The following is a 17,954-nucleotide window of genomic DNA, read 5'->3' as shown; positions in this document are numbered from 1 at the left end:
GCCGCCCACCGGCGTCCCGCCGGTTCGCCCGAACGGGGTGCGGGTGCCCGCACCTCGGTCGCACGCGCGCGTGGCTACGATGGGCCAGCCGATGGCCAGCAGGGGCCACCCGGCGACACCGACCCTCGGGAAGGCCATGCTGAACAAGTACGCGCGTGCATTCTTCACGCGTGTCCTCACACCGTTCGCCGCGTTTCTGATCCGCCGGGGCGTCAGCCCCGACACCGTCACGCTCATCGGCACCGCCGGCGTGGTCGCGGGCGCGCTGGTCTTCTACCCCATGGGCGAGTTCTTCTGGGGCACGGTCGTGATCACGCTGTTCGTGTTCTCCGACCTCGTCGACGGCAACATGGCACGCCAGCTCGGCCGCACCAGCCGCTGGGGCGCCTTCCTCGACTCCACGCTCGACCGGGTCGCCGACGGCGCGATCTTCGGCGGCTTCATCCTCTGGTACGCGGGCGGCGGCGACGACCTGGTGCTGTGCGCCGTCTCGATCTTCTGCCTGGCCAGCGGCCAGGTGGTGTCGTACACCAAGGCCCGCGGCGAGTCGATCGGCCTGCCGGTCGCGGTCAACGGACTGGTCGAGCGCGCCGAGCGGCTGGTGATCTCCCTGGTCGCGGCCGGCCTCGCCGGCCTGCACGCGTTCGGTGTCCCGGGCATCCAGTACCTGCTGCCGATCGCCCTGTGGATCGTCGCCGTGGGCAGCCTCGTCACGCTGATCCAGCGGGTCGTCACGGTCCGCAGGGAGTCCGCCGAGGCCGAGCAGGCGGCGGCCGCCGCGCAGGACAATGAGGGCGACCAGCACAACGCGTCACACGGGAGCGAGGCGGCCACGTGAGCGCCCAGGACCGGCTGACGGACGCGCTGTACGGCCTCGGCTGGAGCACCGTCAGGAAACTCCCCGAGCCGGCCGCCGTACGGCTCGGACGTGTCATCGCCGACGCCGCCTGGAAGCAGCGCGGCAAGGGCGTGCAGCGCCTGGAGAGCAACTACGCGCGCGTGGTGCCGGGCGCGAGCCCCGAGCGCCTCGCCGAGCTGTCCCGCGCGGGCATGCGGTCGTATCTGCGCTACTGGATGGAGTCCTTCCGCCTCCCCGCCTGGAGCAAGGAACGCATCCGGGCGGGCGTCGACGTCAAGGACCTGCACTACCTGACCGAGGGCATGGACGCGGGCAGGGGCGTGATCCTCGCCCTGCCGCACCTGGCCAACTGGGACCTGGCCGGCGCCTGGGTCACCACCGAGCTCGGCATACCCTTCACCACGGTCGCCGAGCGCCTGAAGCCCGAGACGCTCTACGACCGGTTCGTCGCCTACCGCGAGGGCCTCGGCATGGAGGTCCTGCCGCACAGCGGCGGCAGCGCCTTCGGCACCCTGGCCCGGCGGCTGCGCGACGGCGGCCTGGTCTGCCTGGTCGCCGACCGCGACCTGTCCGCCTCCGGCGTCGAGGTCGGCTTCTTCGGCGACACGGCCCGGATGCCTGCCGGACCGGCCCTGCTCGCCCAGCACACGGGCGCCCTGCTGCTGCCCGCCACCCTCTGGTACGACGACTCGCCCGTGATGCGCGGCCAGGTCCATCCACCGGTCGAGGTGCCCGAGTCGGGTACGCGCGCCGAGAAGACGTCCGTCATGACGCAGGCGCTGGCCGACGCCTTCGCCACCGGCATCGCCGACCATCCGGAGGACTGGCACATGCTGCAGCGCCTGTGGCTCGCGGATCTCGACCCCGCGAAGGGACGCCCGTGAGGATCGGCATCGTCTGCCCCTACTCCTGGGACGTGCCGGGCGGGGTGCAGTTCCACATCCGCGACCTCGCCGAGTACTTCCTGCGCCTCGGCCACGAGGTGTCCGTGCTGGCCCCGGCCGACGACGACACCCCGCTGCCGCCGTACGTCGTCTCCGCCGGGCGCGCGGTGCCGGTGCCGTACAACGGCTCGGTGGCCCGGCTGAACTTCGGCTTTCTGAGCGCGGCGCGGGTCCGGCGCTGGCTGCACGACGGCGCGTTCGACGTGATCCACATCCACGAGCCGACCTCGCCGTCGCTGGGCCTGCTGGCCTGCTGGGCCGCCCAGGGCCCGATCGTGGCGACCTTCCACACGTCCAATCCGCGCTCCCGCGCGATGATCGCCGCCTACTCGATCCTCCAGGCCGCCCTGGAGAAGATCAGCGCCCGGATCGCGGTGAGCGAGTACGCCCGCCGCACGCTCGTGGAACACCTCGGCGGGGACGCGGTGGTGATCCCCAACGGCGTCGACGTCGGCTTCTTCGCCGGGGCCGAGCCCAAGGCCGAGTGGCAGGGCGACACGATCGGCTTCATCGGGCGCATCGACGAGCCCCGCAAGGGCCTGCCGGTGCTCATGAAGGCCCTGCCGAGGATCCTCGCGGCCCGGCCGCAGACCCGGCTGCTGGTCGCCGGGCGCGGTGACGAGAAGGAGGCGGTGGAGTCCCTGCCCGCCGAGCTGCGCCCCCGCGTGGAGTTCCTCGGCATGGTCAGCGACGAGGACAAGGCCCGCTTCCTGCGCAGCGTCGACCTGTACGTGGCGCCCAACACCGGCGGCGAGAGCTTCGGCATCATCCTGGTCGAGGCCATGTCCGCCGGGGCCCCCGTCCTCGCCTCCGACCTGGACGCCTTCGCCCAGGTGCTGGACCGGGGAGCGGCCGGCGAACTGTTCCCCAACGAGGACGCCGACGCCCTGGCCGACGCGGCCCTGCGCCTCCTGGCCGACCCCGGACGCCGCGCGGAACTGCGCGACCGGGGCAGCGCGCACGTGCGCCGTTTCGACTGGTCGACCGTCGGCGCGGACATCCTCTCCGTCTACGAGACGGTGACGGCGGGCGCGGCAGCGGTGGCCGCGGACGAGCGCACGACGGGGCTGTGGGGGCGGCTGGGGCTGGCGCGGGACTGAGGCGGCGGTGACGCGCGGCGGCGCGAGGAGGCCGTCCGGCCGCGTGCGCCCGCGGGTCGGGCGGGGCCGCGCGAGGAGGCCGTCCCGTCGCGTGCGCCCGCGGGTCCGCGGCGAGGCCGGACTCCGGCCGGCGGGGGACTGACGCGGGCCCTCGCAGGGCACGGGCAGGGGCCTTGCCGGTGCTTCGATGCCGCGTCCGAGGACGAGGCCGTCCGGGCGGCAGCCGGATTCCGGGCTACCGGGGTACCGGGGTACCGGGGCTCCAGGGCGACACCGGGCGACTGTCCCTTGAGGGGCCCGGGCCGCCCCACCCCGCACCCCGCAGGCCCGGTGGAGCGCCCCGGTAGCCTCTTGGCCCGTGACCGCAACCCTCATCTGGATCCTCGTCGCCCTCGTGGCGATCGGCCTGTACCTGAGCTGGACGGCCGGGCGGCTGGACCGGCTGCACGCACGGATCGACGCCGCCCGCGCCGCCCTCGACGCGCAGCTGCTGCGCCGCGCCTCCGTCGCCCAGGAGCTGGCCACCTCCGGCGTGCTCGACCCGGCCGCCTCGATCGTCCTCTACGAGGCCGCGCACGCCGCCCGGCAGGCCGAGGAGGAACAGCGGGAGGTCGCCGAGAGCGATCTGAGCCACGCGCTGCGCGCCGTGTTCGAGGAGCCGGCCCAGGTGGAGGCGGTGCGCGGAGCGCCCGGGGGAGAGGAAGCGGCCCGGGAACTCACGGAGGCGGTCCGCCGGGTCCCGATGGCCCGGCGCTTCCACAACGACGCCGTGCGCGCGGCCCGGGCCCTGCGCCGGCACCGCAAGGTGCGCTGGTTCCGCCTGGCCGGTCACGCGCCCTTCCCCATGGCCTTCGAGATGGACGACGAGCCTCCGGCGGCCCTGGTGGACCGGGCCGCCTAGCCCGCACCGTGCCCGCCGGCCCGCCCGGTTCACCGGCCGTTTTCCGCCGGTCCTCCCGAAAAGGATCCACGGCGTTCCCATTGGCCCTTGATGTGGACTGGTCCCCTCACGTTTCCTCGGTGCTGCAGAAACCCTCTTTCCCATCAGCGAGGTCACCCGTGTCCATCTCCGAAAACCAGGCTCCCGAGACCGGCACCGCCCGTGTCAAGCGCGGCATGGCCGAGCAGCTCAAGGGCGGCGTCATCATGGACGTCGTCACGCCGGAGCAGGCGAAGATCGCCGAGGACGCGGGCGCCGTCGCCGTCATGGCCCTGGAGCGGGTCCCGGCCGACATCCGCAAGGACGGCGGCGTGGCCCGCATGTCCGACCCGGACATGATCGAGGGCATCATCGAGGCCGTCTCCATCCCGGTCATGGCCAAGTCCCGCATCGGTCACTTCGTCGAGGCCCAGGTGCTGCAGTCCCTCGGCGTCGACTACATCGACGAGTCCGAGGTCCTCACCCCGGCCGACGAGGTCAACCACTCCGACAAGTGGGCGTTCACCACCCCCTTCGTCTGCGGTGCCACCAACCTGGGCGAGGCCCTGCGCCGCATCGCCGAGGGCGCCGCGATGATCCGCTCCAAGGGCGAGGCCGGCACCGGCAACGTCGTCGAGGCCGTCCGCCACCTGCGCCAGATCAAGAACGAGATCGCTCGCCTGCGCGGCTACGACAACCACGAGCTGTACGCCGCCGCCAAGGAGCTGCGCGCCCCGTACGAGCTGGTCAAGGAGGTCGCCGAGCTCGGCAAGCTGCCGGTCGTGCTGTTCTCCGCCGGCGGCGTCGCCACTCCGGCCGACGCGGCCCTGATGCGCCAGCTCGGCGCCGAGGGCGTCTTCGTGGGCTCCGGCATCTTCAAGTCCGGCGACCCGGCCAAGCGCGCCGCCGCCATCGTGAAGGCCACCACCTTCTACGACGACCCGAAGATCATCGCGGACGCCTCCCGCAACCTCGGCGAGGCCATGGTCGGCATCAACTGCGACACCCTGCCCGAGGCCGAGCGCTACGCCAACCGCGGCTGGTAACCCACTCATGACCGAAGCACCTGTCATAGGCGTCCTGGCCCTCCAGGGCGACGTACGGGAGCACCTCGTGGCCCTGGCCGCGGCCGACGCCGTGGCCAGGCCGGTGCGGCGCGCCGAGGAGCTCGCCGAGGTCGACGGCCTCGTCATCCCCGGCGGCGAGTCCACGACCATCTCGAAGCTGGCCGTGCTGTTCGGCGTGATGGAGCCGCTGCGCGCGCGGGTGCGGGACGGCATGCCCGTCTACGGCACCTGCGCCGGCATGATCATGCTCGCCGACAAGATCCTCGACCCGCGCTCGGGCCAGGAGACCGTCGGCGGCATCGACATGATCGTGCGCCGCAACGCCTTCGGCCGGCAGAACGAGTCCTTCGAGGCGGCCGTCGCCGTGCGGGGCGTCGAGGGCGACCCCGTGGAGGGCGTCTTCATCCGCGCCCCCTGGGTGGAGTCCGTCGGCGCCGCCGCCGAGGTGCTCGCCGAGCACGACGGCCACATCGTCGCCGTGCGCCAGGGCAACGCGCTGGCCACGTCGTTCCACCCGGAACTGACCGGTGACCACCGGGTGCACGCCCTGTTCGTCGCCATGGTGAGGGCGAACCGGACAGCCGAGTCCTTGTAGGATTCCTGCGTTCGTTGCTGAGATGGGTTACGCGAAGGAGACAGGCAGATGTCCGGCCACTCTAAATGGGCCACGACGAAGCACAAGAAGGCCGTCATCGATGCCAAGCGCGGCAAGCTCTTCGCGAAGCTGATCAAGAACATCGAGGTGGCGGCCCGGATGGGCGGCGCCGACCCCGAGGGCAACCCGACGCTCTACGACGCCATCCAGAAGGCGAAGAAGTCGTCGGTCCCCAACAAGAACATCGACTCCGCGGTCAAGCGCGGCGCGGGCCTGGAGGCCGGCGGCGCCGACTACGAGACGATCATGTACGAGGGCTACGGCCCGAACGGTGTCGCGGTGCTCATCGAGTGCCTCACCGACAACCGCAACCGCGCCGCCTCCGAGGTCCGCGTCGCCATGACCCGCAACGGCGGCTCCATGGCCGACCCGGGCTCGGTGTCGTACCTGTTCAACCGCAAGGGCGTCGTCATCGTCCCCAAGGGCGAGCTGACCGAGGACGACGTCCTCGGCGCCGTCCTGGACGCCGGTGCCGAGGAGGTCAACGACCTCGGCGAGACCTTCGAGGTCATCAGCGAGGCCACCGACCTGGTCGCGGTCCGCACCGCCCTCCAGGACGCCGGCATCGACTACGACTCCGCCGACGCCAACTTCGTCCCGACCATGCAGGTCGAGCTGGACGAGGAGGGCGCCAAGAAGATCTTCAAGCTGATCGACGCGCTGGAGGACAGCGACGACGTGCAGAACGTCTTCGCCAACTTCGACGTCAGCGACGAGGTCATGGAGAAGGTCGACGCCTGACCCGCGTACCAGAGCGACGGGCCGACGGGACACACCCCGTCGGCCCGTCGCGTTGTCGGTGGCACCCGATAGCCTGCACAAACTGGGGGCACCGCCCAGCGGTAGCTGGGGGAGAGCGAAAGGGAGGGCGCGTGCGCGTACTGGGGGTGGACCCGGGACTGACCCGGTGCGGTGTGGGCGTCGTCGAGGGCGTGGCCGGACGGCCGCTCACGATGCTCGGCGTCGGCGTCGTCCGGACCCCCGCCGACGCGGACCTCGGCCACCGCCTCGTCGCCGTCGAGCAGGGCATCGAGCGCTGGCTGGACGAGCACCGCCCCGAGTACGTCGCGGTGGAGCGCGTCTTCAGCCAGCACAACGTCCGTACGGTGATGGGCACCGCCCAGGCCAGCGCCGTCGCCATGCTCTGCGCCGCCCGCCGCGGGATCCCCGTCGCGCTGCACACGCCCAGCGAGGTCAAGGCCGCCGTCACCGGCAGCGGCCGCGCCGACAAGGCCCAGGTCGGGGCGATGGTCACCCGGCTGCTCCGGCTCGCCGCCCCGCCCAAGCCCGCCGACGCGGCCGACGCCCTGGCCCTCGCCATCTGCCACATCTGGCGCGCCCCCGCCCAGAACCGGCTCCAGCAGGCCGTCGCCCTGCACACCGCCACAGCACCGACCCCAGCACCGAAAGGCCGTAGGGCATGATCGCCTTCGTCAGCGGCACAGTCGCCGCACTCGCTCCGGACGCCGCGGTCGTCGAGGTCGGCGGTGTCGGCATGGCCGTCCAGTGCACGCCGAACACACTCTCCACGCTCCGCACGGGCCGTCCGGCCAAGCTCCACACGTCCCTGGTCGTGCGCGAGGACTCCCTCACGCTGTACGGCTTCGCCGACGACGACGAGCGGCAGGTCTTCGAACTGCTCCAGACCGCCAGCGGCGTCGGACCGCGGCTCGCCCAGGCCATGCTCGCCGTGCACACCCCCGACGCCCTGCGCCGGGCCGTCTCCACCGGCGACGAGAAGGCCCTCACGGCCGTCCCCGGCATCGGCAAGAAGGGCGCCCAGAAGCTGCTGCTCGAGCTGAAGGACCGGCTCGGCGCCCCGGTCGGCGCACCCGCCGTCGGCGCGCCGGTCAGCACCGGCTGGCGCGACCAGCTGCACGCCGCCCTCATCGGCCTCGGGTACGCGACCCGCGAGGCCGACGAGGCCGTCGCCGCCGTGACCCCGCAGGCCGAGGCCGCCGGGGGCACGCCCCAGGTCGGCCCGCTGCTGAAGGCGGCCCTCCAGACCCTGAACCGCGCCCGCTGACCCCCACCCCCCGAGGCACATCACATGAACTGGGACGACACGACCGACGCCGACGCCGCCGAGCGGCTGGTGGACTCCGTCGCCGGGAGTGAGGACCAGGCCGTCGAAGCCGCCCTGCGCCCCAAGGACCTGGGCGAGTTCATCGGCCAGGAGAAGGTCCGCGAACAGCTCGACCTCGTCCTGCGCGCCGCACGCGCACGGGGGGCCACCGCCGACCACGTGCTGCTCTCCGGCGCCCCCGGCCTCGGCAAGACCACCCTGTCGATGATCATCGCGGCGGAGATGGGCGCCCCCATCCGCATCACGTCCGGTCCCGCCATCCAGCACGCCGGCGACCTCGCCGCGATCCTGTCCTCCCTCCAGGAGGGCGAGGTCCTCTTCCTCGACGAGATCCACCGCATGTCCCGGCCCGCCGAGGAGATGCTGTACATGGCGATGGAGGACTTCCGCGTCGACGTCATCGTCGGCAAGGGCCCCGGCGCCACCGCCATCCCGCTGGAGCTGCCCCCCTTCACCCTGGTCGGCGCCACCACCCGCGCCGGTCTGCTGCCGCCCCCGCTGCGCGACCGCTTCGGCTTCACCGCCCACATGGAGTTCTACGAACCGGCCGAACTGGAGCGGGTCGTCCACCGCTCGGCGAGCCTCCTGGAAGTGGAGATCGACCCGGCCGGAGCGGCCGAGATCGCCGGCCGCTCCCGCGGCACCCCCCGTATCGCCAACCGCCTGCTGCGCCGCGTCCGCGACTACGCGCAGGTCAAGGCCGACGGGCTGATCACGCGGGACATCGCGGCGGCCGCCCTCGCCGTCTACGAGGTGGACGCGCGCGGTCTCGACCGCCTCGACCGGGCCGTGCTGCAGGCCCTGCTGAAACTGTTCGGCGGCGGTCCCGTCGGCCTGTCGACGCTCGCTGTCGCGGTGGGGGAGGAGCGTGAGACCGTGGAGGAGGTCGCCGAGCCCTTCCTCGTCCGGGAGGGCCTGCTCGCCCGCACCCCGCGCGGCCGGGTCGCCACCCCCGCCGCCTGGGCGCACCTCGGCCTCACCCCGCCCCGCTCCCAGACCGCCGGAAACGGACAACAGGACCTGTTCGGGGCGTGACGCCCGCGTCACCGCTCCGGGACGGCGAGGACAGTGGCCGGAGCAGGAACCCCGGTGCCATGCTGAGCGTTGTTCCATGCGCGCGGACTCGCTTAGACTCCGCCGATGCCGCCTTTGTCGGCGGCGTACACACCCCCAACCATCTGGCCGCTCACAGCGCGGTCGTGTGAAGGAAGTACCGACCCGTGAGTCTCCTGACCCTCCTCCCGTTCATCGTGCTCATCGGGGCCATGTTCCTGATGACCCGATCGGCCAAGAAGAAGCAGCAGCAGGCCGTGGACATGCGGAACCAAATGCAGCCCGGCAGCGGTGTCCGCACCATCGGGGGCATGTACGCCACGGTCAAGGAGGTCAACGAGGACACCGTCCTCCTCGATGCCGGGCCGGGCGTCGAGCTCCTCTTCGCCAAGAACGCCATCGGTGCCGTCCTCACCGACGACGAGTACAACCGCATCGTCCACGGCGTCGAGCACGACCTGAAGTCCGACGCCGACATCGTCCCGGACGACGCCTCCTCCCTCACCGAGACCGGCGACTCCGCCACCGACGCCCCCGCTGACGACAAGGCCGTCGACCTCGGCAAGAAGGACACGGCCGCACCGGCCGACGAGGCCCCGGCCGGCGAGGCGAAGACGGACGCAGAGCCGAAGAAGACCGACGGCGACTCCGAGGCGAAGTAGTCGCGTCCCGAGGTGCGCGGGCCGGGTCCCGCGCACCCCGGGACACGTCATGGCTCGCACGGAATCCCGACACCATGTGATGGCCGCCCGTCCGCCGACCCGGAGCGAGGCGGCCCGAGAGGGAGTACGAGAAGGTGGCCACACCTAAAAAGGGCCGGAGCGCGAGCGCCCAGAGCAAGCCGGGGCGCTCGCTGGCCCTGATCCTGATCGCCATCGCGGCGCTCACCGGCGGCATGTTCGCCTCGGGGCACACGACCCCGCGCCTCGGCATCGACCTGGCCGGCGGTACGAGCATCACGCTCCGCGCGGTCCCCGAGGCGGGCAACGAGTCGGCGATCAACAAGACCAACATGGACACCGCAGTCTCCATCATGGAGCGCCGTGTCAATGGTCTGGGCGTCTCCGAGTCCGAGGTCCAGACGCAGGGCCGGGAAAACATCATCGTCAACATTCCCAAGGGCACCAACTCGGAGCAGGCCCGCAAGCAGGTCGGCACCACCGCCAAGCTCTACTTCCGCCCGGTCCTCGCCACCGAGGTCTCCGGCGGCGGCACCGCCCCGTCGCCGAGCCCCACCGGCAGCCCCTCGGGCAGCCCCTCGGGCCAGCCGTCCGGCAAGGCCGGCGACAAGCCGGAGGCCACCGACAAGGGATCCGGATCCCCGTCCGCCTCTCCCACCACCCAGGGCCGTGCGGTCACGGACGCGCTGAAGGCCGACGCGACGCCCTCGGCGAGCGCCTCGGACAAGGCGACGTCCAGCCCCTCGCCGTCCGCCAGCGGCGGCACCGGTGACGCCGCGGCCGGCAAGCTCCAGGAGCAGTACGCCAAGCTCGACTGCACCGACGAGAAGACGCGCTCCACCGTCGGCGACACCGCCAAGGCCTCCGACGCGACGCTGGCCTGCGGCCAGAACGCGCAGGGCCAGTGGCAGAAGTACATCCTCGGCCCGGCCGAGGTCGACGGCACGGACGTGGACAAGGCCCAGGCCGTCCTGAACACCCAGACCGGTGCGGGCTGGACCGTCACGATGGACTTCACGGACGGCGGCGCCAAGAAGTTCGCGGACATCACCGGCAAGCTGGCGCAGAACCAGTCGCCGCAGAACCAGTTCGCGATCGTCCTCGACGGCGACGTGGTCTCCGACCCGTACGTCCGCCAGGCGCTGACCGGTGGCAACGCCGAGATCTCCGGCAACTTCAACCAGCAGTCCGCCCAGGAACTGTCCAACATGCTGACCTACGGTGCGCTGCCGCTGACCTTCAAGGTCGACAGCATGACCACCGTGACCGCCGCGCTGGGCGGCGACCAGCTGCAGGCCGGTCTGATCGCCGGTGCGATCGGTCTCGCCCTGGTCGTGATCTACCTGCTGGCGTACTACCGCGGCCTGTCCTTCATCGCGATCCTCTCGCTGCTGGTCTCGGCCGCCCTGACCTACACGATCATGTCGCTGCTCGGCCCGACCATCGGCTTCGCGCTGAACCTGCCGGCCGTCTGCGGCGCCATCGTCGCCATCGGCATCACGGCGGACTCGTTCATCGTGTACTTCGAACGCGTCCGTGACGAGATCCGCGAGGGCCGCACGCTGCGCCCCGCCGTCGAGCGGGCCTGGCCGCGCGCCCGGCGCACCATCCTGGTCTCCGACTTCGTGTCGTTCCTCGCCGCCGCGGTGCTCTTCATCGTCACGGTCGGCAAGGTCCAGGGCTTCGCGTTCACGCTCGGCCTGACCACCCTGCTCGACGTGGTCGTGGTGTTCCTCTTCACCAAGCCGCTGCTGACGCTGATGGCCCGCCGCCCGTTCTTCGCGAACGGCCACAAGTGGTCCGGCCTCGACCCGAAGAGCCTGGGTGCCCAGCCGCCGCTGCGCCGCACCCGCCGCCCCGCCGCCCCCGTCGACCCCAAGGAGGCCTGAGATGTCGAAACTCGGCAACCTCGGCGCCCGACTGCACCGTGGCGAGGTCGGCTACGACTTCGTCAAGAACCGCAAGATCTGGTACGGCCTGTCCATCCTGATCACCATCACGGCCATCGTCGGCCTGGCGGTCCGCGGCCTGAACATGGGCATCGAGTTCCAGGGCGGCGCCGTCTTCAACACCCCGAAGAACACCGCCGCTTCGGTGACCCAGGCCGAGGAGTACGCGGAAGAGGCCTCCGGCCACGACGCGATCGTCCAGAAGCTCGGCGACGGCAGCCTGCGCATCCAGGTCGCCGGCATCGACACCGGCGCGGCCAACGAGATCAAGAACACCCTCGCCGACGACCTCAAGATCGACCCGGAGCAGATCAACGCCGAGCTGGTCGGCCCCAGCTGGGGCGAGCAGATCGCCAACAAGGCATGGCAGGGCCTCGGCATCTTCCTGGTGCTCGTGGTGATCTACCTGGCGATCGCCTTCGAGTGGAGAATGGCGGTCGCGGCGTTCGTCGCCCTGATCCACGACATCACGATCACGGTCGGCATCTACGCCCTGGTCGGCTTCGAGGTCACACCGGGCACGGTGATCGGTCTGCTGACCATCCTCGGCTACTCGCTCTACGACACGGTCGTGGTCTTCGACAGCCTCAAGGAACAGACCAAGGACCTCACCAAGCAGACCCGCTGGACCTACAGCGACGTCGCCAACCGGTCGATCAACAGCACCCTGGTCCGCTCCATCAACACCACGGTGGTCGCACTGCTGCCCGTGGCGGGCCTGCTGTTCATCGGTGGCGGCGTGCTCGGCGCCGGCATGCTGAACGACATCTCGCTGTCCCTGTTCGTCGGTCTCGCCGCCGGCGCGTACTCCTCGATCTTCATCGCCACGCCGCTCGTCGCCGACCTCAAGGAGCGCGAGCCGCAGATGAAGGCCCTCAGAAAGCGCGTCCTGGCCAAGCGGGCCCAGTCCGCCGCCAAGGGCGAGACCGAGGTCCACGACGACGAGCCGTACGCCGGTGAGCCCGAGGACGACGCCGCTCCCGCCGTCGTCGGCCCGCGCCACCAGCCGGCGTCCCGGGGCCGCGGCCGCGGCCGTCCCTCGGGGAAGCGCCGATGACCGACATCAGGGAACTGCTCCTCAGCCGCATCAGGGACGTGGCCGACTACCCGGAGCCGGGCGTGATGTTCAAGGACATCACCCCGCTCCTGGCGGACCCGGCGGCGTTCACGGCCCTCACCGACGCCCTCGCCGAGATCGCCGAGCGCACCGGTGCCACCAAGGTCGTCGGCCTGGAGGCCCGCGGCTTCATCCTCGGCGCCCCGGTCGCCGTCCGCGCCGGCCTGGGCTTCATCCCCGTGCGCAAGGCGGGCAAGCTCCCCGGAGCCACCCTCGCCCAGGCCTACGACCTGGAGTACGGCTCGGCGGAGATCGAGGTGCACGCCGAGGACCTCAGCGCCGGCGACCGCGTCCTGATCGTCGACGACGTCCTGGCCACCGGCGGCACCGCCGAGGCCTCGGTCCAGCTCATCCGCCGGGCCGGCGCCGAGGTCGCGGGTCTCGCCGTGCTGATGGAGCTCGGCTTCCTCGGCGGCCGGACCCGCCTGGAGCCGGCTCTCGCCGGCGCCCCGCTGGAAGCGCTGCTCACCGTGTAGAAACCCCACCGCCGTGCGGCGTACACCGGCACGGCACCGCGGAGGCGGGCCCGGAGGAATCCGGAGCCCGCCTCTTGTGTTTCCCGCCTTTGACGGCCCTCACAGTGGCCTGAAGGCGATCCTGTGGCCCAGGATCGCTACCATGGGGTCTCCGGAGCCTGACCGGGGGACCCGGATCGCGCACGAGGAGCCCTCTTGCCAGACGAGGCCCAGCACCTGACCGCCGCCAAGCCCGAGTCCGCCTCGGAGGCCGCGGCGAAGCCCGCGCCGAACGCGCCCCACGCGAAGAACGACACCCGCGGGCCGGTCGAGCACGCCCAGTCGGCGCCCGTCGACAAGCCCGCCGAGCAGGCCCGTCCCAAGCCCGCCCCGCCGGTGCGGCAGGCCTCCGGTCAGCCCGCCCGCAGCGGCTCCTCCAACCGCGTCCGCGCCCGCCTGGCCCGACTCGGCGTACAGCGCGCGAACCCGTACAACCCCGTGCTGGAGCCGCTGCTGCGGATAGTGCGCAGCAACGACCCGAAGATCGAGACCGCCACGCTCCGCCAGATCGAGCGCGCCTACCAGGTCGCCGAGCGGTGGCACCGCGGCCAGAAGCGCAAGAGCGGCGACCCGTACATCACGCACCCCCTCGCCGTCACCACCATCCTCGCCGAGCTGGGCATGGATCCGGCCACGCTGATGGCGGGCCTGCTGCACGACACGGTCGAGGACACCGAGTACGGCCTGGAGGACCTGCGCCGCGACTTCGGCGACGTCGTCACCCTGCTCGTCGACGGTGTCACCAAGCTCGACAAGGTCAAGTTCGGCGAGGCCGCCCAGGCCGAGACCGTGCGCAAGATGGTCGTCGCCATGGCCAAGGACCCCCGGGTCCTGGTCATCAAGCTCGCCGACCGCCTGCACAACATGCGCACCATGCGCTACCTCAAGCGCGAGAAGCAGGAGAAGAAGGCGCGCGAGACCCTGGAGATCTACGCGCCGCTCGCCCACCGCCTGGGCATGAACACCATCAAGTGGGAGCTGGAGGACCTCGCCTTCGCGATCCTCTACCCCAAGATGTACGACGAGATCGTCCGGCTGGTGGCCGAGCGCGCGCCCAAGCGCGACGAGTACCTGGCCATCGTCACCGACGAGGTCCAGCAGGACCTGCGGGCGGCCCGCATCAAGGCGACCGTCACCGGCCGCCCCAAGCACTACTACAGCGTCTACCAGAAGATGATCGTCCGCGGCCGTGACTTCGCGGAGATCTACGACCTGGTGGGCATCCGCGTCCTCGTGGACACCGTCCGCGACTGCTACGCGGCCCTCGGCACGGTGCACGCGCGATGGAACCCGGTCCCCGGCCGGTTCAAGGACTACATCGCGATGCCCAAGTTCAACATGTACCAGTCGCTGCACACGACGGTCATCGGCCCCGGCGGCAAACCGGTCGAGCTGCAGATCCGCACGTTCGACATGCACCGCCGCGCCGAGTACGGCATCGCCGCGCACTGGAAGTACAAGCAGGAAGCCGTCGCCGGCGCCTCCAAGGTCCGCACGGACGCGCCCAAGTCCTCCGGCAAGGACAAGGACGCCATCAACGACATGGCGTGGCTGCGGCAGCTCCTCGACTGGCAGAAGGAGACCGAGGACCCGGGCGAGTTCCTGGAGTCCCTGCGCTTCGACCTCTCGCGCAACGAGGTCTTCGTCTTCACCCCCAAGGGCGACGTCATAGCGCTCCCCGCGGGTGCCACCCCGGTCGACTTCGCCTACGCCGTGCACACCGAGGTCGGCCACCGCACCATAGGCGCCCGCGTCAACGGCCGCCTGGTGCCGCTGGAGTCCACCCTCGACAACGGCGACCTGGTGGAGGTCTTCACCTCCAAGGCGCCCGGCGCCGGGCCCTCCCGCGACTGGCTCGGCTTCGTCAAGTCACCGCGCGCCCGCAACAAGATCCGCGCCTGGTTCTCCAAGGAACGCCGCGACGAGGCGATCGAGCAGGGCAAGGACGCCATCGTCCGCGCCATGCGCAAGCAGAACCTGCCGATCCAGCGCATCCTGACCGGCGACTCCCTGGTGACCCTCGCGCACGAGATGCGCTACGCCGACATCTCCGCGCTGTACGCGGCGATCGGCGAGGGCCACGTCTCGGCGCAGAACATCGTGCAGAAGCTGGTCCAGGCACTCGGCGGCGAGGAGGCGGCCACCGAGGAGATCGACGAGTCGGTCCCGCCGGCCCGGGGCCGCAGCCGCAAGCGCCGCTCCAGCGCCGACCCGGGCGTCGTGGTCAAGGGCGTCGACGACGTGTGGGTCAAGCTGGCCCGCTGCTGCACGCCCGTGCCCGGCGACCCCATCATCGGCTTCGTCACCCGCGGCAGCGGCGTGTCGGTGCACCGCAGCGACTGCGTGAACGTGGACTCCCTGTCCCGGGAGCCCGAGCGCATCCTCGACGTCGAGTGGGCGCCCACGCAGTCCTCGGTCTTCCTGGTCGCCATCCAGGTCGAGGCGCTGGACCGCTCCCGGCTCCTGTCGGACGTCACACGCGTGCTGTCCGACCAGCACGTGAACATCCTCTCGGCGGCCGTCCAGACCTCCCGGGACCGCGTGGCCACCTCGCGCTTCACCTTCGAGATGGGCGACCCCAAGCACCTCGGCCACGTCCTGAAGGCCGTCCGGGGCGTGGAGGGCGTCTACGACGTCTACCGGGTGACCTCGGCGCGCAACAGGACGTAACCGGCCGTAGCGGCCATGCGAAAGGGGCTCCCGTACGGCGTGTACGGGAGCCCCTTTCCGGCAGGCTGTCAGCCCCCGAACTCCTGCAGGCCCTTCAGCGCCTGGTCCAGCAGCGCCTGGCGGCCGTCCAGCTCACGCTGGAGCTTGTCGGCCCTGGCGTTGTTGCCCTGCGCGCGGGCCTGCTCGATCTGGCCCCGCAGCTTGTCCACCGCGGCCTGGAGCTGTCCGGTCAGCCCCTCGGCACGGGCGCGTGCCTCCGGGTTGGTCCGGCGCCACTCGGCCTCCTCGGCCTCCTGGATGGCCCGCTCGACGGCGTGCATACGGCCCTCGACCTTCGGTCGGGCGTCGCGCGGCACGTGGCCGATGGCCTCCCAGCGCTCGTTCACGTTCCGGAACGCGGCCCGGGCCGCCTTCAGGTCCGTGATCGGCAGGAGCTTCTCGGCCTCCTCGGCCAGCTCCTCCTTGAGCTTGAGGTTCTCCGCCTGCTCGGCGTCCCGCTCGGCGAAGACCGAGCTGCGCGCCGCGAAGAAGACGTCCTGGGCACCGCGGAAGCGGTTCCACAGGTCGTCCTCGTGCTCGCGCTGGGCGCGGCCCGCGGCCTTCCACTCGGCCATCAGCTCGCGGTAACGGGCCGCCGTCACGCCCCAGTCCGTCGAGCCCGATAGCGCCTCGGCCTCGGCGACCAGCCGTTCCTTGGTCTTGCGGGCCTCCTCGCGCTGCGCGTCCAGCTGCGCGAAGTGCTGCTTGCGCCGCTTGGAGAACGCCGACCGCGCGTGCGAGAACCGGTGCCACAGCTCGTCGTCGGACTTGCGGTCCAGCCGCGGCAGGCCCTTCCAGGTGTCCACCAGGGCCCGCAGCCGCTCGCCCGCCGCCCGCCACTGGTCGGACTGGGACAGCTCCTCCGCCTCGGCGACCAGCGCCTCCTTGGCGTGCCGGGCCTCGTCGGACTGCTTGGCGCGCTGCGCCTTGCGCTCCTCGCGGCGCGCCTCCACCAGCTCCACGAGCTTGTCCAGCCGAACCCGCAGGGCGTCCAGGTCGCCCACCGCGTGATGCGCGTCGACCTGTTCGCGAATGTGGTCGATGGCGGCCTGGGCGTCCTTCGCCGACAGGTCGGTGGTCTTCACTCGCTTCTCGAGGAGGCCGATCTCGACAACCAGGCCCTCGTACTTGCGCTCGAAATAGGCCAGCGCCTCATCGGGTGAGCCTGCCTGCCAGGAACCGACGACCTGCTCGCCGTCGGCCGTACGCACGTACACGGTCCCCGTCTCGTCGACGCGGCCCCACGGGTCGCTGCTCACAGCGCCTCCTCCACATGATGCCTGCGAGGGGCCTGAAGCTCCCCCGGGCATCGTCCACAGTTTCGTCACGGCCAACATAGGCGACCGGCGGGGGGCCTGTCCGCATCCCGCGCGACCGAAATTACGCAGTTGGGGGTCAGGATTCGCTGACCGCAGCCTTGTTGATCACGACCGTCGCGTTGGGCGCCGTGTTGCCCGTCTGAGGGTCGGGAGCCTGCGCTCCGGCCTTGGCGATCTTCTGCAGCACCTTCATGCCCGCCTCGGACACCGTGCCGAACGGTGTGTAGTCGGGCGGCAGCTGGCTGTCCTGGTAGACGAGGAAGAACTGGCTGCCACCGCTGTCGCGGCCCTGCTTCGTCTGGGCGTTGTACTGGTTCGCCATCGCGACCGTCCCCGCCGGGTACACCCCGCCCTTGAGGCTCTTGTCCTTCAGGTTCTCGTCGGGGATGGTGTAGCCCGGTCCGCCCATGCCGGTGCCCTGCGGGTCACCGCACTGCAGGACGTAGATGCCCTGGTCGGTGAGGCGGTGGCACTTGCTGTGGTCGAAGTACCCCTTGTCGGCGAGGAACTTGAACGAGTTGACGGTGTGCGGGGCCGCCGACGCCTTCAGCGCGATGTCTATCTCGCCGCAGGTCGTGTCCATCGTCATCGTGTACTTCGCCGACTTGTCGATGGTCATGGCCGGTTCCTTCTTCCAGGTCTCCGACTTGACCTTGCCCGCCGCCGGCTTCTCGCACGGGTCCGGGGCCTTGCTGGCCGAGGCGCTCGGGCTGACCTCCGCGTTCGCGTTCTCCTTCGTGCCGTCGTCCTCGAACGGCTTGGTCAGGAAGACCGTCACGGAGAGCACCACGACCACGCCGAGAACCGAGGCGATCACGGAGTTGCGGATACGGGCCTTGCGCCGTGCGTCAGTGCGCCGCTGCTGCTGCCGCAGGTACTTCTCCCGGGCGAGCTGACGCCGCCGCTGTTCCTGGCTGACCACCGGGTTCTCTCCTCATGCGTCTGATACGTCGACCGGTACGCACGGGTCCTGCGCGCCGAC

17 protein-coding genes are annotated in these 17,954 nt (G+C 71.3%); 15 read left to right on the top strand and 2 right to left on the bottom strand.

What is annotated here, in order from left to right; all coding sequences use genetic code 11:
- Nucleotides 1-79 precede the first annotated feature (79 nt).
- The 15 genes from pgsA (at nucleotide 80) to relA (ending at nucleotide 15,614) form a co-directional block, all read left to right on the top strand.
- Nucleotides 80-838, top strand: coding sequence for a phosphatidylinositol phosphate synthase (gene pgsA, locus ACPXCS_RS15130; RefSeq protein WP_425949937.1), 759 nt, complete (start codon nucleotides 80-82; stop codon nucleotides 836-838).
- Nucleotides 835-1,743, top strand: coding sequence for a phosphatidylinositol mannoside acyltransferase (locus ACPXCS_RS15125; protein WP_425949675.1), 909 nt, complete (start codon nucleotides 835-837; stop codon nucleotides 1,741-1,743). Before pgsA ends, ACPXCS_RS15125 begins: the two co-directional genes overlap by 4 nt.
- Complete coding sequence (locus tag ACPXCS_RS15120; protein WP_425949674.1) at nucleotides 1,740-2,903, top strand: glycosyltransferase family 4 protein; 1,164 nt, start codon at nucleotides 1,740-1,742, stop codon at nucleotides 2,901-2,903. The genes ACPXCS_RS15125 and ACPXCS_RS15120 overlap by 4 nt, the downstream gene beginning before the upstream one ends.
- A 358-nt stretch (nucleotides 2,904-3,261) precedes the next feature.
- A complete protein-coding gene (locus ACPXCS_RS15115) occupies nucleotides 3,262-3,804 on the top strand; it encodes a hypothetical protein (protein WP_425949672.1) in 543 nt (180 codons plus the stop codon).
- 158 nt (nucleotides 3,805-3,962) lie between these two features.
- A complete protein-coding gene (gene pdxS, locus ACPXCS_RS15110; RefSeq protein WP_365097096.1) occupies nucleotides 3,963-4,868 on the top strand; it encodes a pyridoxal 5'-phosphate synthase lyase subunit PdxS in 906 nt (301 codons plus the stop codon).
- Nucleotides 4,869-4,875: 7 nt separating this feature from the next.
- Nucleotides 4,876-5,484 carry a pyridoxal 5'-phosphate synthase glutaminase subunit PdxT gene (gene pdxT / locus ACPXCS_RS15105; protein WP_425949670.1) on the top strand — a complete coding sequence of 203 codons (609 nt, stop codon included), beginning with the start codon at nucleotides 4,876-4,878 and terminating at the stop codon, nucleotides 5,482-5,484.
- A 48-nt stretch (nucleotides 5,485-5,532) separates the two neighbouring features.
- The gene (locus ACPXCS_RS15100; protein ID WP_031116589.1) at nucleotides 5,533-6,285 is read left to right on the top strand and encodes a YebC/PmpR family DNA-binding transcriptional regulator; all 753 of its coding nucleotides are present in this window, start codon (nucleotides 5,533-5,535) and stop codon (nucleotides 6,283-6,285) included.
- 131 nt (nucleotides 6,286-6,416) lie between these two features.
- Nucleotides 6,417-6,968, top strand: a complete 552-nt coding sequence (gene ruvC / locus ACPXCS_RS15095) for a crossover junction endodeoxyribonuclease RuvC (protein ID WP_425949669.1) — start codon at nucleotides 6,417-6,419, stop codon at nucleotides 6,966-6,968.
- Entirely contained in the window at nucleotides 6,965-7,570 is a 606-nt protein-coding gene (gene ruvA / locus ACPXCS_RS15090) for a Holliday junction branch migration protein RuvA (RefSeq protein WP_425949667.1), read from the top strand. The genes ruvC and ruvA overlap by 4 nt, the downstream gene beginning before the upstream one ends.
- Nucleotides 7,571-7,594: 24 nt before the next feature.
- A complete protein-coding gene (gene ruvB, locus ACPXCS_RS15085; RefSeq protein ID WP_425949666.1) occupies nucleotides 7,595-8,665 on the top strand; it encodes a Holliday junction branch migration DNA helicase RuvB in 1,071 nt (356 codons plus the stop codon).
- Nucleotides 8,666-8,850: 185 nt separating this feature from the next.
- Entirely contained in the window at nucleotides 8,851-9,345 is a 495-nt protein-coding gene (yajC, locus tag ACPXCS_RS15080) for a preprotein translocase subunit YajC (RefSeq protein ID WP_425949665.1), read from the top strand.
- 134 nt (nucleotides 9,346-9,479) lie between these two features.
- Nucleotides 9,480-11,252: a protein translocase subunit SecD gene (secD, locus tag ACPXCS_RS15075; RefSeq protein ID WP_425949663.1), complete on the top strand. Its 1,773-nt coding sequence runs from the start codon at nucleotides 9,480-9,482 to the stop codon at nucleotides 11,250-11,252.
- Between the two features lies 1 nt (nucleotide 11,253).
- Nucleotides 11,254-12,369 carry a protein translocase subunit SecF gene (gene secF / locus ACPXCS_RS15070; RefSeq protein ID WP_425949662.1) on the top strand — a complete coding sequence of 372 codons (1,116 nt, stop codon included), beginning with the start codon at nucleotides 11,254-11,256 and terminating at the stop codon, nucleotides 12,367-12,369.
- Complete coding sequence (locus ACPXCS_RS15065; protein ID WP_425949661.1) at nucleotides 12,366-12,905, top strand: adenine phosphoribosyltransferase; 540 nt, start codon at nucleotides 12,366-12,368, stop codon at nucleotides 12,903-12,905. Before secF ends, ACPXCS_RS15065 begins: the two co-directional genes overlap by 4 nt.
- 195 nt (nucleotides 12,906-13,100) lie before the next feature.
- On the top strand, nucleotides 13,101-15,614 hold the full coding sequence (gene relA / locus ACPXCS_RS15060) for a GTP pyrophosphokinase (RefSeq protein ID WP_383333891.1): 2,514 nt from the start codon (nucleotides 13,101-13,103) through the stop codon (nucleotides 15,612-15,614).
- A gap of 68 nt (nucleotides 15,615-15,682) precedes the next feature.
- On the opposite strand, the gene ACPXCS_RS15055 is transcribed toward relA, so the two are convergent.
- Together ACPXCS_RS15055 and ACPXCS_RS15050 are read right to left on the bottom strand one after the other, a co-directional pair.
- The gene (locus tag ACPXCS_RS15055; RefSeq protein ID WP_425949660.1) at nucleotides 15,683-16,912 is read right to left on the bottom strand and encodes a DUF349 domain-containing protein; all 1,230 of its coding nucleotides are present in this window, start codon (nucleotides 16,910-16,912) and stop codon (nucleotides 15,683-15,685) included.
- Between the two features lie 136 nt (nucleotides 16,913-17,048).
- Nucleotides 17,049-17,894 carry a peptidylprolyl isomerase gene (locus ACPXCS_RS15050; RefSeq protein ID WP_425949658.1) on the bottom strand — a complete coding sequence of 282 codons (846 nt, stop codon included), beginning with the start codon at nucleotides 17,892-17,894 and terminating at the stop codon, nucleotides 17,049-17,051.
- Nucleotides 17,895-17,954: the final 60 nt, after the last annotated feature.

The sequence above is a fragment of the Streptomyces sp. DT190 genome (assembly GCF_049846985.1).
Lineage (GTDB): Bacteria > Actinomycetota > Actinomycetes > Streptomycetales > Streptomycetaceae > Streptomyces.
This window is presented reverse-complemented; position numbering and strand designations above follow the sequence as displayed.